Here is a 15,628-nt window from a genome sequence, read left to right as displayed (position 1 = left end):
GCCCGCTCGGCGGACTACTCGGCGAGGGCTTCCGTGATCTGTGCCGACGCCGCCGCGGCCGCCGTCTCCGGGTCCTCGCCCTCCAGGACCGCTGTCATGTACGGCTTGATCGGGTTGGCCGCCTCGACGTCGGCCCACTGCGGGGAGTTGGGGGTCGCCCTGCCCCGTGCCGCGCCGACGGCCATGACGGCGGTGGCCTCCTGTCCTTCGACGACGGGGGCGAGCGTGGTCTTGTTGGGGACGTAGTTCATGGCGCGGGCGAGTTCGGTCTGCCACTTCTCGCCGGCGAGGGCTTTGACCACGTCGATGGCCGCCGTCCGCTCGGGCGCGTTCTCCGGGATGATCAGGTCGGAACCGCCGGTGAAGACGGCACAGGGCTGCCCGGCCTCCTTGCCCGGTATGGGGAAGAAACCGAGCTTGTCCTCGAGCGCCGGGTTCGCCTTGGTGATGGCCGCGACGGTGCTGGGGGTGGCGATGATCTGGGCGACGTCGCCCTTGGCGAAGACCTCGGCCTGGGGCGGGGTCTGCTCGTCGGCGTCCTTGGGCCCCGAGCCGAGGGACTGGAGCTCCTTGTAGAACTCCATGCCGCGCAGGGCCGCCGGACTGGCCAGCGCCCCGGTCCAGTCGCCCCCCTTGTCGTCGGCGAGTTCGCCACCCTCGTCCCAGATGAAACCGGCCAGCGTGTACCAGTCCTGTCCGGCGAGGTAGATCCCCTGGGAGCCGTGGCGGTTGAGCTTCTCCGTGTCGTCGAGCCACTGGGCCCGGGTGGCGGGCGGCTTGCTGATGCCGGCCTCCTTGAAGTGGTCCTTGTGGTAGATCACCACCCGGTTGGCGGCGTACCACGGGATGCCGTACTGGGACCCGCCGATGCGGCCGGGCTCGGCGAGGCCGGGCAGCCAGTCCTCGCTGCCGAGGTCGCGCACGGACTCCAGGGTGAGGTCGTAGAGCTTGTCGGTGTCGGCGTACTGGGCGACCTGGGTGTTGCCGACCTCGATGACGTCCGGCCCGCCCGGTCCCTGGATCGCCTCGGTGACCTTCTTCCCGATGCCGGTCCACTCCTGGAAGGTGAACTCCAGTTCGACTCCCGCGTGTTCGGACTCGTACGCCTCGGTGAAGCGCTGGAGGAAGTCCTCGCTGACGCTGTCCCGCATCAGCCAGACGTCGACCGTACGGCTCCGTTCGGCGTCACCGGGAAGGAGGCCGCAGCTCGCGAGCGCGAGGGCGGTGGCGACGGCCAGGGGGCAGGCGAGGGCGCGGTTCTTCACGTAGGTCACCTTCTGCGTTCCATGACTGGAGTACGGCATGGGGAGCTGACCCGACGTGGGGGGAGCGAACGGCGTGTTCGCGCGGGTAGTGGCCTGGATTCTGGTCTGGACCAACCGGGCGGTCAAGTCCTGGACGGCTCGGTTCCGCTCCGACGTGTCGCGGACCGGCACGGGCTGGGGCACGGTGGAACAACCCCACCGAGAGGAGTTCGGCCCTCATGTCGAACCACACCTACCGCGTCACCGAGATCGTCGGCACCTCCACGGACGGCGTCGACCAGGCCATTCGCAACGGAATCGAGCGTGCGGCGCAGACGCTGCGGGGCCTGGACTGGTTCGAGGTGACGCAGGTCCGCGGCCACATCGTCGACGGGGCGATCGAGCACTACCAGGTCGGCCTGAAGGTCGGCTTCCGCCTGGAGGACACCCCTTAGGCTAGGTGTGTTGTCCGTAAAGTCCCGCCTGGCACGCACGCCCGTTCACGCTCAACCGTCGGGGGCCGCCTGTCAGGTGCGGCCCTCCTTCTCCTGTGCCTTCTCCAGCTCCTCGGAGGGGGTCGCCCAGCGGGCGCGGACGACCCGGAAGCCGGCCTTCTCGGCCGCGTCGCAGACGAGCTCGTCGTCGTCGACCAGCATCCGGACCTCGCGGTCGCCCCCCAGTCGGCGGAGGATCTCCAGCTTGGTGACGCGCGCCGGCCGCCGGTCGGCGTTGCGGCGCATGTGGATCGGACCCGCCGGCAGCTGCTGCGCGGCCAGCCACGCGACCGTGTCACGGCGGCACCGCTCGGGCCGCCCGGTCAGATAGACGATCTCGCACTCCCGCGCCGCCTCCCGGCACAGCGCGATCCCCTCGGCGAGCGGCGGGTCGTCCGGCGCGGCGGCGAAGAAGCCGTCCCAGTCACGCGGACGCCGCTCCAGGAAGTGCTGGCGGTGGGCGGTGCCGGAGAGCGTGTTGTCCAGGTCGAAGACGGCCACGGGCCTGCTGTTTCGTGTCACGGGGCCAGCGTAGGGAATCCTCCGCGCGCCGGGGCGTTGAACCGGGCGTGACCCTTTCTTCCGACGGCATCCGCTTCTCCGTCCTCGACCGCTCCCGGACCCGCGAGGGTGAGGACGGCTCCCAGGCGCTGCGCGACACGGTGCGGCTCGCGCAGCGGGTGGAGGAGCTCGGATACCACCGGTTCTGGGTCTCGGAGCACCACAGCGTGCCCGGTGTGGCCGGGTCGGCGCCGACCGTCCTGGCGGCCGCGGTCGCCGGCGCGACCTCCGCCATCCGGGTGGGCACCGGCGGGGTGATGCTCCCCAACCACCAGCCGATGGTGGTCGCCGAGCAGTTCGGTGTGCTGGAGTCGCTGTTTCCGGGGCGGATCGACATGGGTCTCGGCCGTTCGGTCGGCTTCACCGACGGGATCCGCCGGGCGCTGGGCCGGGACAAGGACGACGCCGAGCGGTTCGGGGAACAGCTGACGGAGCTGCTCGGCTGGTTCACGGGCACGCAGACCGCCCACCCGCAGGTCCACGCCCGGCCGGCCGAGGGTTTGCGGGTCCCCGCGTACGTCCTCGCCATCGGCGAGGGTGCCTCGATCGCCGCCGCCGCGGGGCTGCCGCTCGTCGTCGGTGATCTGCGGGGCCGCGAGCGGATGCTGAGCGCGATCGATGCCTACCGTTCCGCTTTTCGCCCCTCGGCCTGGGCCCGCGAGCCGTACGTCGTCGTGTCGGGCACGGTCGCCGTGGCCGGGAGCGAGGAGGCGGCCCGGCGGCTGCTGATCCCGGAGGCGTGGTCACTCGCGTACTCCCGTACGCGGGGCGTGTTCCCGCCGCTGATGCCCGCAGAGCGCGTCGAGGAGCTGACGATGACGGAAAAGCAGCGCGGCTTCTTCGAGTCGGGGCTGCGCGGGCACGTGTACGGGACGGAGGAGCAGGTCGGTGAGGCGCTGGAGCGGGTGGTGAAGGAGAGCGGGGCGCAGGAGGTGCTGGTCACGACCAGCACGTACGACCGTGCCGCCCTGCTCGACTCGTACCGCAGGCTCGCCCGCGTCGCGGGCACGGCCGGGCCGGCGGACGCCGAGGGCTGACCTCTGCCGACCGCGTGCGAGGGCCGCCGCCTGACCGGCGGCAGGTCGCCCGGACGGCGACCGCCGGGCGGGTCCGGGCGGGAGCGCCGTCAGAGGGCGGTCAGAGGGCCAGGGTGCGCCAGCCGCGGGTGATCTCCTCGCGGACGGCGTCCACCCGCGTCGGTTCGTGGTGCGGGTTCCCGTGGGACGTCAGCAGCTCCACCAGGGCCGCGCCGTCCGCCGGGCGGGCGGCCGGGTCGGCGGTCAGCGCCCGTGCGACGGCGGCCGCGAGCTCCGGGTCGAGGGAGTGCACCGCCGCCAGCGCGGCCGGCTCGGGAGCGCCGTCCACGATCCGTCGGATCACCGCGCCGGGCGCGGTCGCCGCGAACGGGCTGGCGCCGTACGCCGCGCAGACCACACAGCAGGCCCATGCCCACACGTCGGCGGCCGGACCGGCCCGGTCCTCGCCGAACTGCTCCGGCGCCATGTACGTCAGGGTTCCGGGCCCGGCGCCGGTGCGGGTGAGCCGGGTGCCGTCGACCAGGTCGGCGATGCCGAAGTCGAGCAGACGGGGCCCGGCCGAGGTCAGCATGATGTTGGCGGGCTTGAGGTCGCGGTGGACGAGACCGAGCCGGTGGACTCCGGACAGTGCCACCGCCAGCGCGAGTGCCATCGCCCGCAGCGCCGCGGGGGTACGGATCGGCCCCTGCTCCCGCAGGTGTACGTCCAGGGGACGTCCGTCCAGCAACTCCATGGCGAGGTAAGGCCGTCCGGCGTCGATCCCAAAGTCCAGGACGCGTGCCGTGTAGGCGCCGGAGACCATGGACAGTGCCTCCGCCTCGCGCTGGAAGCGGCGCAACAGATCGGCGTCGTCCAGGAGTTCGGGGTTGATGGTCTTCAAGGCGACCTGCGTCGCCGCTCCTTCGCGCCGGGCGAGGTAGACCGTCCCCATCCCACCGGCTCCGATGCGGCCGAGGAGATGGTAGCCGCCGATCGTCGACGGTTCGCCCGGGCGGAGCCGCTGATGGGCGATGTGCGGCACGGCACCGGCGACCGGGTCGGGCCGCGTCGGCATGGGCGCGGCGGTCCGGACCGGCCCCGGCCCGGCGGTCGGCGCGTCGGCGAGGGCCTGCTCGATGGGGGTCCGCCCGACGGGAGCCTGGCCCGCGGGGGCCTGGAGGACTGGCGCCGGAGCGCCGCCGTCCGGGACCTCGGCCCCGTGCCGGTACCTGCGGCTCACCCCGTACGCGACCGCCTGGCACACGACGGCCGCCAGGGCGAGACCCACGGGCAGAAGGAGTCCCAGCGCGATACGGACGGCAACCAGGCCCCTCAGCCGGAACCGCCCCGCGGGGGTCGAGGTCCACGATTCACCGGACACACCCGTGGTCAGCAGGGTGCGCTGGGTTCGGGCCCACAGCACGGGAAAGACCACCGATGTCAGGATGAGGGTGACGACGTAGAGGAACCAGGCCACTCCGAGGGCGTAACCGTAGTGGTCCGACAACCGCCCCCCGGTCTCGAGTGCGACCGGGCGCCCCAGGAAGTGGAACGTGTTGAGGACGTCGGAGCGCAACAGGAGCCACAGGCCGACGCCTCCGGCCACTCCCAGCGCCAGCTCCCCCACGACCGCACCGGGTACCGACCGCGGCGGCGTGGCCGGGTCCGCCAACGCCTGGCGTCGTACGGCCTGCTGAGCTTTGACCAGCAGCGGCAGCATCATCACTCTCAGCGCCAATGCCGGCCCGACCACCCTCAGGATGTCCAGAACCGGCGACACCGAACCCTCCGCCATGCTTCCCCCGTGTCCCTGCCAGACCCACCGGTAGAGCACAGGAAGTATAGAGCGGAGGACGCAACGTCCCTACCTGCGGGCGGACTTGCGCTGGGCCCGCAGCCACTCCTTGTTCATGGCCGCGATCGAGGGGAGCGGGATGCCCTTCGGGCAGGCCGTCGCGCACTCCCCCGTCAGCGTGCAGCCGCCGAAGCCCTCCGCGTCCATCTGCCCCACCATGTCGAGAACCCGGGTCTCCCGCTCGGGCGCGCCTTGCGGCAGCACATTGAGATGGTTGATCTTGGCGGAGGTGAAGAGCATCGCCGAGCCGTTGGGGCAGGCCGCCACGCACGCGCCGCAGCCGATGCATTCGGCGTGCTCGAAGGCGAAGTCGGCGTCGGCCTTCGGGACCGGGGTGGCGTGGGCCTCGGGGGCCGCGCCGGTGGGGGCGCTGATGTAGCCGCCCGCCTGGATGATGCGGTCGAAGGCGGAGCGGTCGACGACCAGGTCCTTGACGACCGGGAAGGCGGCGGCGCGCCAGGGTTCGACGTCGATCGTGTCGCCGTCGCGGAAGGACCGCATGTGGAGCTGGCAGGTCGTCGTCCGCTCGGGGCCGTGGGCGTCGCCGTTGATGACCAGGCTGCAGGCGCCGCAGATGCCCTCGCGGCAGTCGTGGTCGAAGGCGACCGGGTCCTCACCGCGCAGGATGAGTTCCTCGTTGAGGGTGTCGAGCATCTCCAGGAAGGACATGTCGGAGGAGATGCCGTCCACCTCGTACGTGGACAGGGCGCCGTCGGCGTCGGCGTTCTTCTGGCGCCAGACGCGCAGGGTGAGCTTCATGCGTAGCTCCGCTGGGTGGGGTGGACGTACTTGAAGACGAGGTCTTCCTTGTGCAGGACGGGGGCGTCGCCGGTGCCCCGGAATTCCCAGGCCGCGGCGTACGAGAACTCCTCGTCGCGCCGGGCGGCCTCGCCGTCCGGGGTCTGGGACTCCTCGCGGAAGTGGCCGCCGCAGGACTCCGCCCGGTGCAGGGCGTCGAGGCACATCAGCTCGGCCAGTTCCAGGTAGTCGACGATCCGGTTGGCCTTCTCCAGCGACTGGTTGAACTCCTCGCCGGTGCCGGGGACCTTGATCCGGCGCCAGAACTCCTCGCGGATCCGCGGAATGCGGTCGAGCGCCTTGCGTAGTCCCTCGTCGGTGCGGGCCATGCCGCAGAACTCCCACATGAGTTCACCGAGTTCGCGGTGGAAGGAGTCGGGCGTCCGGTCGCCGTCCACCGCGAGGAGCAGGTTGAGCCTGTCCTCGGTCTCGGCCAGCACCTCGCGGACCACGGGGTGCCGGTCGTCGAGCGGCTCGCTGGAGGGATGCCGGGCCAGGTAGTCGTTGATCGTGGACGGCAGGACGAAGTATCCGTCGGCGAGGCCCTGCATGAGCGCGGAGGCGCCGAGGCGGTTGGCCCCGTGGTCGGAGAAGTTGGCCTCGCCGATGGCGAACAGGCCCGGCACGGTGGTCTGGAGGTCGTAGTCGACCCAGAGTCCGCCCATCGTGTAGTGCACGGCGGGGTAGATCCGCATCGGCACCTCGTACGGGTTCTCGGCGGTGATCCGCTCGTACATGTCGAAGAGGTTGCCGTACTTCTCCTCGACCGCCCTGCGGCCCATCCGCCGGATGGCGTCCGCGAAGTCGAGGTAGACGCCCTGGCCGCCCGGGCCGACACCGCGTCCCTCGTCGCAGACGTTCTTGGCGGCGCGGGAGGCGATGTCCCGGGGGACGAGGTTGCCGAAGGAGGGGTAGATCCGCTCCAGGTAGTAGTCGCGCTCGTCCTCGGGGATTTCGGCCGCCGGCCGGGTGTCGCCCTTCGCCTTGGGGACCCAGATACGGCCGTCGTTGCGCAGCGACTCGCTCATCAGCGTCAGTTTGGACTGGTGGTCACCGGTGCGCGGGATGCAGGTGGGGTGGATCTGGGTGAAGCAGGGGTTGGCGAAGTACGCTCCGCGCCGGTGGGCGCGCCAGACCGCGGTGGCGTTGGAGTTCATCGCGTTGGTCGACAGATAGAACACGTTGCCGTAGCCGCCGCTCGCCAGGACCACCGCGTCCGCGTAGTGGGTGGAGATCGCGCCGGTGATCAGGTCACGGGCGACGATGCCGCGGGCCCGTCCGTCGACCACGATCAGGTCGAGCATCTCGGTGCGGGCGTGCAGTTCGACGTTGCCCGCGGCGATCTGCCGGGACAGCGCCTGGTACGCGCCGAGGAGGAGCTGCTGGCCCGTCTGGCCGCGGGCGTAGAACGTGCGGGAGACCTGGACGCCGCCGAAGGAGCGGGTGTCGAGCAGTCCGCCGTACTCGCGGGCGAAGGGCACGCCCTGGGCGACGCACTGGTCGATGATCTCGACCGAGATCTGCGCCAGGCGGTGGACGTTGGACTCGCGGGCACGGAAGTCGCCGCCCTTGACGGTGTCGTAGAAGAGGCGGTGGACGGAGTCGCCGTCGTTGCGGTAGTTCTTCGCGGCGTTGATGCCGCCTTGCGCCGCGATGGAGTGGGCGCGGCGCGGGGAGTCCTGGTAGCAGAACTGGACGACGTGGTAGCCCTGTTCGGCGAGGGTGGCGCCGGCAGAGCCGCCGGCGAGGCCGGTGCCGACGACGATGACGGTGTGCTTGCGGCGGTTGGCGGGGTTGACCAGCCTGGCCTGGAAGCGGCGGGTGTCCCAGCGCTCGGCGACCGGCCCACCGGGGGCCTTGTGGTCGACGACGGGGGCGCCGACCTCGTAGTCGAGGAAACTCATGTCAGCTCACCACTCCGGTCATGACGGCGACGGGCACGGAGACGAAGCCGACGGTCAGGACGAGGGCCAGACCGTTGGCGAGGGTCTTGAGAAGTCGTTCCCGGCGGGCGTTGCCGACGCCGAGGGTCTGGGCGGCGCTCCAGAAGCCGTGGCGGACGTGCAGGCCGACGGCGAGCATGGCGACGATGTAGATCACGTTGCCGTACCAGGTGGAGAAGGTGTCCACGACGTTCTGGTACGGGTGTCCCTCCTGGAAGCCGCCGGGGTGCGCGGTGCCGGTGGTCAGGTCGAGGATGTGCCAGACGATGAAGAGGGCGACGACGACACCGCCCCAGCGCATGGTGCGAGTGGCGTAGGAGGAGCGCTTGCGCCGGTGGGCGTACGCGGTGGGGCGGGCCCTGATGTCGCGCCGGCTGAGCTGGTACGCGGAGACGGCGTGGGCGACGACGGCGGCGAGCAGCACGATCCGGACGAGCCAGAGGGCCCAGGAGTGGTGCAGGACCGGGGCGCCCATGGTGCGCAGCCAGTGGCCGTACGCGTTGAACTCCTCCGGGCCGAAGAAGACCTTGAGGTTGCCCATGACGTGGGCGACGAGGTAGCCGAGCATGAGGAGGCCGCTGACGGCCATGACCGTCTTCTTGCCGATCGTGGATCCCCAGAAGGTGCGCGAGCGCGGCGGGGACGGTGGTCGACCGGTCCCCCGGTCCGTCGTCGTCTTCGTTGCCAGAGCCATGCGGTCGACGCTAGGGGCGGAGGGGCCGAGAGGTCCAAGACATGGTTCGGCTCATCTCGATAGGCTGAGCCTATGCAGTTCCAGCAGCTTCTCTACTTCGTCGCGGTGGCCGAGACCCGCCACTTCACCCGGGCCGCGGAACGGGTCCATGTGTCGCAGCCCTCGCTCTCGCAGCAGATCCGCGCCCTGGAGCAGGAGCTGGGGGCGGAGCTGTTCAGCCGGGCCCGGGGGAACATCGCGCTCACCGACGCCGGCGAGGCGCTGCTGCCGCTCGCCCGGCGGATCCTCGCCGACACGGACACGGCCCGGCAGGAGGTGCAGGAGCTGGTGCAACTGCGGCGGGGGCGAGTGCGGCTGGGCGCGACGCCGAGCCTGTGCACGGGCCTGCTGCCGGACGTGCTCCGCGCCTTTCACGATCTTCATCCGGGGATCCGGCTGCAGATCGAGGAGAGCGGCTCCCACGATCTCGTGCGGGAGCTGGCGCGGGGCGCTCTCGATCTGGCGCTGGTGGTGCTGCCGCTGCCGACGCCGTCACCGGCGCTCACGACGGTGGAGCTGCTGCGGGAGGACCTGGTGGTGGTGTCGAGCTCGGGGGCGCCCGCGCCCCGGCGGCCGGTGCGGATCGCGGACCTGCGGGACCAGCCGCTGGTGATGTTCCGGCACGGCTACGACCTGCGGGAGCTGACGGTGGCGGCGTGCCGTGCGGAGGGCTTCGAGCCCTCGTTCACGGTGGAGGGCGGCGAGATGGACGCCGTCCTGGGCTTCGTACGGGCGGGTCTGGGGGTCGCCGTCGTACCGGCCATGGTCGCGGCCCGGGCGGGCCGTGACCTGCGGGTCACGGCGCTGGCGCGGCCGGGGCTGCGGCGGACGATCGCGCTGGCACACCGCAGCGACGTGGCCCCGCCCCGCGCTGCCCGCGAACTCCAGCGTTTGCTGCTCCGCACCCGTCCCACCCCACCGGACGCGTCCTGACCGCCGCCCCCGTCCGTCGCGGCCCCCGTCCCGCCGGCGCGGCGCTGCCCCCGGCCTCCGCTCGCGCTCACCCCACGCCGTTGTGGGCAGCTGTTCCGCGACGGCGGCGCACCTGTGGTGACCTACGGACCGGGAGCCCGGGTCCGGCAGGGGCGCCGTCCCGTGTGCCCACCCGTTCCGCCCAGTTGACCGAATGCCCACAACGGGGGCGCCGGGAGCCCCCAGTTCCTACACCGCGTCTGCCAGGACCAGGGAGTGGATGCGGTCCGGGGCGCCCGGGCGGGCGTAGTACCAGCCCTGAGCCGTGTCGCAGCCCAGGTCCCTCAGCTGCTGCGCCTGCGCACCCGTCTCCACGCCCTCCACCGTCACCGCCAGTTCCAAGCTGTGCGCCAGCGAGACGATGCCCTCGACGATCTTGAGGTCGACCGGGTCCGCCGGGTGCTGCTGCATGCCCTGCGTGAAGGACCGGTCGAGCTTGAGGACGCTCACCGGCAGGCGGCGCAGGTTGGCGAGGTTCGAGTAGCCCGTGCCGAAGTCGTCCAGGGCGATGTCCACCCCCATCTCGGCGAGCTGCCGCAGCGGCTTCAGCAGGTCGTCGTCCGCGCCGATCAGCGCCGACTCGGTCACCTCCAGGCAGAGTGCTCCCGGTTCCAGCCCCGAGCGCTCCAGGACGTCGACCGTGTCGGCCACCAGACGCGGGTGGTGCAGCTGCGTCGGCGAGAGGTTGACGTTGATCCGCAGGGGGCCGCCGTCGGAGTGCCGCGTCTGCCAGAAGCGGGCCTGGCGTACCGCCTCCTGGAGCACCCAGCGCCCCAGCGGGACGATCAGGCCGGTGTTCTCCGCGAGCGGTATGAAGCGGTCGGGCCCCAGCACCCCGTGCTGCGGATGGCACCACCGTACGAGCGCCTCCGCACCGTGCACGCTGCCGTCCCCGAGATGCACCAGCGGCTGGTACTCGATGAAGAACTCGCCGCGCTCCAGCGCGGCCGGCAGCGCGGTGGTGAGCCCGTGCCGTGTGATCGCGCGCGCGTCGGCCTCCGCGTCGGCGAACTCGAAGCGGTTGCCTCCGGCCGACTTGGCCCGGTACATGGTGATGTCGGCGCTGCGCAGCACCTCGGCCGGGGTGCGCTCCCCCGTCGGCCCCTCGACGACGCCGATACTGCCCCGCACGGGCAGTTCACGGCCGTCGATCCGTACGGGCACGGAGAGCGTGGTGAGGATGCGGTTCGCCAGGTCGACCACGTTCCGCTCGGTGCCGGGGCCGGTGGTGAGGGCGACGAACTCGTCGCCGCCGAGCCGGGCCACCATCTCCCCGGGGGCGGTGGCGCAGCTCTGGAGCCGGTCGGCGACCTCGACGAGCAGCCGGTCGCCGGCGGCGTGGCCGAGGCTGTCGTTGATGGCCTTGAAGCCGTCGAGGTCGAGGTAGCAGAGTCCGAAGCGGGCGCCCTCGGGCTGGGAGAGCGCCTTCTCCAGGCGCTCGAAGAACAGCGTGCGGTTCGGCAGTCCGGTCAGCGCGTCGTGGGTCGCCTCGTAGCGCAGCCGCAGGTTGAGCAGCCGCCGCTCCGTGGTGTCCTCCATCAGCGCCAGCTGGTACTGCGGGAGGCCCTCGGCGTCGCGCAGCAGTGAGACGGTGAGGTTGGTCCACAGGACCGTGCCGTCGCCCCGGTAGTACGGCTTCTCGACGCGGTAGTGCTCGCGCTCGCCGCGAACCAGCTCGCCGTAGAGCTTCCACACGTGCGGGGCGTCCTCGGGGTGCGACCAGTCCCGGACGTTGCGGCTGCGGACGTGGTGCTCCAGGCCGCCGAACATCCGGGTCAGGGTCTCGTTGACCTCCAGGATGTTGCCGTCGAGGTCGGCGATGCCGATGCCGATCGCCGCGCCCTCGAAGACCGCGCGGAAGCGGGTCTCGGTGGCGTGCAGCGCGAGCTCGGCGGCGCTGCGGGCGGCGAACGCGGAGCGGGCTATGGACTCCTGTTCGGCGAGGGTCCGTTCGCGCAGGGCCTGGGTGAAGCCGGCGGCCATGGCGTGCTGCAACCGCGAGCAGCGGGCCCGCAGTTCCTCGGCGGGATGCTCCTGCTCACTGCCGCAGTACAGCACGAGGTACGAGTCGACGACGCCGAGGGTCCGGCTGAGGGCGTCCGGGTCCGTGACGTGCGCGGCCACCAGCGCGGCGCCGGTGCGGTGCGCGACCGCCGTGTCGAACGGCCGGCCGTGCAGCGCGTCCCGCAACCGGCGGGCGAGCGGCAGGAGATGCTGCTCGAACTCGGCCCGGGTCAGCGAGGTGGCGGTCACCGGGAAGATCGCCCGGCTCCAGATGGTCGCGAACCGCCTGAGTCTGTCCTCGAGGCCGTCCGGTTCCGCGTCCGAACCGGACGACTGCGACGGCACCTTCACGCCTTGCGCCCCACCCCTGCGAAGCCCGAGAAGGCGTACGGATCCTCCTCCTCGAGCGGAACGTCCGGACGCCAGCGGGGCATGGACACGAGCCCCGGCTCGACCATTTCGCAGCCGTCGAAGAAGCGGGCGATCTCGGTGTGGGAGCGCATGACGAGGGGGTTGCGGATGTTGCGGTAGACCGCGACCGTGCCGCCGGCCTCTTCCTCCGTCAGCGGGATGCCCTCGTAGGAGGCGTGGGTGAGGATGACCAGGCTGCCGGGCGCGAGAGCATCGAGGAGTTCGGCGACGGCGGCTTGGGGTTCGTCCTCGTCCTCCAGGAAGTGCAGCACCGCGACGAGCAGCAGCGCCACCGGCCGGTCGAGGTCGAGGAAGGAGGTCACCTCGGGGCTGCTGAGGAGCTGCTGCGGCTTGCGGAGGTCGGCCGAGAGGACGGTGGCGTGGTCGTTGCCCTCCAGGACGGCGCGGCTGTGGGCCACGGCCACCGGGTCGTGGTCGACGTACACCACGCGCGCCTCGGGACAGGCGGCCTGGGCGACCTCGTGGACATTGCCGAACGTCGGTATCCCGGAGCCGATGTCGAGGAACTGGGTGATGCCGTTGTCGACGGCGAAACGTACGGCGCGACGCATGAAGGCACGGTTCGCCTGCATGATCTTGGGCAGTCCCGGCATGAACTCCATGGCCTTGCGGGCCGCTTCCCGGTCCACCTCGAAATTGTGCGAGCCGCCCAGATAGAAGTCGTACATACGGGACACGCTCGGAACCGAAATATCGATACCCGGCGGAGCCCAGGCGGGACGCTCCATCAATGTCTCCAACAAGTCGCCACGGGGGATGCGGCCATGTGTTCGCGGCCGGTGTTCGAGCCGAGGCTACTGATCGCCCGCCGGGAGAGCGAGTAGAAACGGAAATTAGCGGTCCGTTCTTGGTCACACGCCATTGGCACGTGCGCCGAGAACGCCGAGATCACGCCTTCAGCCCGTGCAAATTCACGTGCATATGGACGTGCGCCGGCCCGCCGTCACGCGAGGAGGTGACGGCGGGCCGGCCGGCCGGAAGCGCGGCGCGGGGGACTACTTGGGCGCTCCGACCAGCTTTCCCTCGGGGGAGACGGCGTACCAGGTACCGCCCACACCTTGGCCGTTGGTGTCACCGGGCGCCTTGTCGCCGGCGAAGGTGTAGAGCGGCCAGCAGTCGATGGTCTGCTGCTTGATGCCGTCGGGCCGGCTGAAGGTGACGTATCCCTTCGTGCTGATGCCCTCGGTGTCGTTCTTGTCGACAGGGGCGACAACCGGCCACTTCTCCAGGCAGGGGCCGACACAGGCCGTCTTCATCGGCCAGGCCGAATCCTTCTTGAAGCGGTATACCGTCATTCCGCGCGAATCGACCACGATGTCACCGAGTTCGGGGTCCTTGCGCACGGAGAGGCCGGCGGCCTCCTCGGTGGAGTCGTCGCCACCGCCGGCGCCTTCACCCTCGGCGCCCTCCTCCTCGGCGCCCTCCTCCGCCGCGCCGCCGGAGGCCGGTGCCGCCTTCTTCCCGTCGGGGGCCGCGGCGAACCAGGTGCCGCCGACGCCCTGGCCGTTGATGTCCCCGGGCTTGGTGTCCTTGGCGTACCGGTACATCGGCCAGCCGTCGAGGGTGAGTTGCTTGCTGCCGTCCGCCCGGGTCACCTCGCCGAGCAGCGCGGGGTCGACGCCGGCCGGCGGCTTGGCGCCCGAGGGGCTGACGACGGGCCACGCGTCGGCACACGTGCCCTCGCAGGTGGCGCGCGGCGGGTCGGCGGAGTCCTTGTCGAAGCGGTAGAGGGTGAAACCCTTGCTGTCGGTGACCACCTTCCCGAGCGTCTTGGTGTCGGCGGCCACGAGCTGCCCGGCGGGCTCGGCGGCACCGCCGGCACCGCCGGATCCGTAGCCCCCGGACGGGTATCCGTCGGAGCCGTAGGCGTTCTCCGCGGGCGCTCCGGCCGGCTTCGCCGCGCCCGCCGGCTGGCCGCCGAGCGACGACTCGCCCTTCTCCTGACCGCACGCCGTCGTCAGCGCGAGCACGGCGGCGGCCGTCAGCGCGAGTGCCGCGTTCCCCCAGGTCTTCATGTCGACTCCTCTTGCTTCATGGCTTGTTGGAGCGGCGTCGGGCGCCTTCCCGGCATTGGATACGGGGCGTGGGGGTGCCGTGCTCAACGAGCGCCGAGAAATTTCCGCAGGAACGTCAATCCAGCGCTCCCGAAGAACCCCTCCATCCGGGGAATCCGGGCCGTTCACGGCGTGGGGCGCCCGGATTGTGATCAAGCTCTTCGGCGTGTCTCTGTACGGATCGCTCCTCGCGCGGCCACTGGCGGCCGCCGCGCTGCTGTGGCTGCTCGCCGCACCGGCGCCCGCCGCCGCCGACGCCTGCGCCTATGCCACGACCGGGTCCGGCGGCTCGAACACCTCGGTCGCGGTCGTCGGACCGGGCGCGTGCTCGCCCACGCCGACTCCTCCCCCACCCCCGGAACCCGCGCCGCGGCCGACGACACCCAAGCCGACACCCAAGCCGGTGCCCAAGCCGGTGCCGAAGCCGGTGCCGCCGCCCGCCCCCGCGCCCGAACCGCCCCCCGTACGTCCGGATCCGCCGCGCCCGGCGAAGCCCGCCCCGCCACCACCCGCACCGGCACCGGCACCGGCACCGCCCCGGCCGGCGCCGCCCGCCCCGCCGCCCACACCGTCCGTACGCCCGCGACCGCCGGCCGCCACCCCCGTCGCCCTGCCCGCCTACCGCCGGGCCACTCGGCCCGAACCCGAGAGCGGCCCCTCGCTCGTGTCCCTGACGCTGCTGGTCACCGCTCCCGCGGTGCTCGCGACCGCGCTTCTGCGCCCCCGCTCCCGCTGAGCCCCCGCCGGAGGAAACCATGTCGGAATGGCTTGTCCTGACCATCGCGATGGCCGCCGCGTGCGCCGTCGTCCTCACCATCGTCGTCATCAACCACCGGAGGATCCCCGACGACGACGATCCCAGCGAGACCCCCGATGTCATGGAGTACATGACGATGATGATCGGTGTGGTGTACGCGATCGTCCTCGGCCTCGCCATCGCCGGCGTCTGGGAGGCTCGCAGCGCCGCCCAGGAGACCGTGCGTCAGGAGGCCCAGGCGCTGCACGAGATCTCGGAGCGGGTCGAGGTGTACCCGGCCGACGTCCGCGCCCGCATCCGCGCCGACGTCGAGGCGTACGTGGCGTACGTCGTCGACGACGAGTGGCGCCACATGTCGGAGAAGGGCGAGCTCAGCGAGCAGGGCACCGACCTCCTCCAGCGGGTGCGCCGCGGGGTGACCGACTACCAGCCGGCCGACGACCACGAGGGACAGGCCTACCAGCCCCTGGTCGACCAGGTCGCGGCGGCGGACGACGCCCGGAACGCCCGGGGCCAGAGCGCGGGGGCGACGATGCCGGGCGTGGTGTGGTTCGGCCTGATCATCGGCGCGCTGGTGACCGTCGGCCTCGTCTTCACCCTGCAGATCCGGCGTACCGGACGTGAACTGCTGCTCGCGGGCCTGTTCAGCGCGCTCATCGCCTTCCTGCTCTTCCTCATCTGGGACTTCGACGCGCCGTTCGGGCGCGGGATCTCGGCGACGGCCACACCGTTCACCGACCTCTTCCCGCAGCTCACGGAGTGAGG

General features: G+C 71.6%; 14 protein-coding genes. 5 read left to right on the top strand and 9 right to left on the bottom strand.

What is annotated here, in order from left to right; all coding sequences use genetic code 11:
* Window positions 1–14 precede the first annotated feature (14 nt).
* Window positions 15–1,265 carry an extracellular solute-binding protein gene (locus IE136_RS07420; protein WP_158992557.1) on the bottom strand — a complete coding sequence of 417 codons (1,251 nt, stop codon included), beginning with the start codon at window positions 1,263–1,265 and terminating at the stop codon, window positions 15–17.
* Between the two features lie 218 nt (window positions 1,266–1,483).
* On the opposite strand from IE136_RS07420, the gene IE136_RS07415 reads away from it, so the two are divergent.
* On the top strand, window positions 1,484–1,699 hold the full coding sequence (locus IE136_RS07415) for a dodecin (RefSeq protein ID WP_158992555.1): 216 nt from the start codon (window positions 1,484–1,486) through the stop codon (window positions 1,697–1,699).
* Between the two features lie 72 nt (window positions 1,700–1,771).
* Here IE136_RS07415 and IE136_RS07410 read toward each other — a convergent pair whose 3' ends face one another.
* A complete protein-coding gene (locus tag IE136_RS07410; protein WP_189599869.1) occupies window positions 1,772–2,260 on the bottom strand; it encodes a phosphatase domain-containing protein in 489 nt (162 codons plus the stop codon).
* 47 nt (window positions 2,261–2,307) lie between these two features.
* On the opposite strand from IE136_RS07410, the gene IE136_RS07405 reads away from it, so the two are divergent.
* Window positions 2,308–3,336 (top strand): LLM class flavin-dependent oxidoreductase, encoded by a 1,029-nt coding sequence (locus tag IE136_RS07405; protein ID WP_158992551.1) that lies wholly within the window; start codon window positions 2,308–2,310, stop codon window positions 3,334–3,336.
* Between the two features lie 100 nt (window positions 3,337–3,436).
* Here IE136_RS07405 and IE136_RS07400 read toward each other — a convergent pair whose 3' ends face one another.
* From IE136_RS07400 to IE136_RS07385, 4 genes are all read right to left on the bottom strand, one after another.
* On the bottom strand, window positions 3,437–5,095 hold the full coding sequence (locus IE136_RS07400; RefSeq protein WP_189599868.1) for a serine/threonine-protein kinase: 1,659 nt from the start codon (window positions 5,093–5,095) through the stop codon (window positions 3,437–3,439).
* Window positions 5,096–5,179: 84 nt separating this feature from the next.
* Complete coding sequence (locus IE136_RS07395; RefSeq protein ID WP_158992547.1) at window positions 5,180–5,929, bottom strand: succinate dehydrogenase/fumarate reductase iron-sulfur subunit; 750 nt, start codon at window positions 5,927–5,929, stop codon at window positions 5,180–5,182.
* Window positions 5,926–7,872 (bottom strand): fumarate reductase/succinate dehydrogenase flavoprotein subunit, encoded by a 1,947-nt coding sequence (locus tag IE136_RS07390; protein ID WP_189599867.1) that lies wholly within the window; start codon window positions 7,870–7,872, stop codon window positions 5,926–5,928. The genes IE136_RS07395 and IE136_RS07390 overlap by 4 nt, the downstream gene beginning before the upstream one ends.
* A 1-nt stretch (window position 7,873) precedes the next feature.
* Complete coding sequence (locus tag IE136_RS07385) at window positions 7,874–8,605, bottom strand: succinate dehydrogenase (RefSeq protein WP_189599866.1); 732 nt, start codon at window positions 8,603–8,605, stop codon at window positions 7,874–7,876.
* 72 nt (window positions 8,606–8,677) lie between these two features.
* On the opposite strand from IE136_RS07385, the gene IE136_RS07380 reads away from it, so the two are divergent.
* Window positions 8,678–9,577: a LysR family transcriptional regulator gene (locus IE136_RS07380; protein ID WP_189599865.1), complete on the top strand. Its 900-nt coding sequence runs from the start codon at window positions 8,678–8,680 to the stop codon at window positions 9,575–9,577.
* A gap of 228 nt (window positions 9,578–9,805) precedes the next feature.
* Here the strand turns inward: IE136_RS07380 and IE136_RS07375 are convergent, their stop codons facing one another.
* The 3 genes from IE136_RS07375 to IE136_RS07365 all read right to left on the bottom strand — a co-directional run bounded on the left by IE136_RS07375 (window position 9,806) and on the right by IE136_RS07365 (window position 14,067).
* Complete coding sequence (locus IE136_RS07375; RefSeq protein WP_158992539.1) at window positions 9,806–11,971, bottom strand: putative bifunctional diguanylate cyclase/phosphodiesterase; 2,166 nt, start codon at window positions 11,969–11,971, stop codon at window positions 9,806–9,808.
* Window positions 11,968–12,780, bottom strand: coding sequence for an SAM-dependent methyltransferase (locus IE136_RS07370; protein WP_189599864.1), 813 nt, complete (start codon window positions 12,778–12,780; stop codon window positions 11,968–11,970). Before IE136_RS07370 ends, IE136_RS07375 begins: the two co-directional genes overlap by 4 nt.
* Window positions 12,781–13,047: 267 nt before the next feature.
* Window positions 13,048–14,067, bottom strand: a complete 1,020-nt coding sequence (locus IE136_RS07365; RefSeq protein WP_189599863.1) for an SCO0930 family lipoprotein — start codon at window positions 14,065–14,067, stop codon at window positions 13,048–13,050.
* A gap of 205 nt (window positions 14,068–14,272) precedes the next feature.
* Here IE136_RS07365 and IE136_RS07360 point away from each other — a divergent pair, with 205 nt between their 5' ends.
* On the top strand, window positions 14,273–14,842 hold the full coding sequence (locus IE136_RS07360; protein ID WP_189600040.1) for a hypothetical protein: 570 nt from the start codon (window positions 14,273–14,275) through the stop codon (window positions 14,840–14,842).
* Window positions 14,843–14,861: 19 nt separating this feature from the next.
* Entirely contained in the window at window positions 14,862–15,626 is a 765-nt protein-coding gene (locus IE136_RS07355; RefSeq protein WP_189599862.1) for a bestrophin-like domain, read from the top strand.
* The last annotated feature ends 2 nt before the right edge of the window (window positions 15,627–15,628 follow it).

Source organism: Streptomyces lateritius (genome assembly GCF_014649715.1).
In the GTDB taxonomy this organism is placed as follows: Bacteria; Actinomycetota; Actinomycetes; order Streptomycetales; family Streptomycetaceae; genus Streptomyces; species Streptomyces lateritius.
Note: the sequence above shows the minus strand (reverse complement) of the source record. Positions and strands in the feature narration are given on the sequence as shown.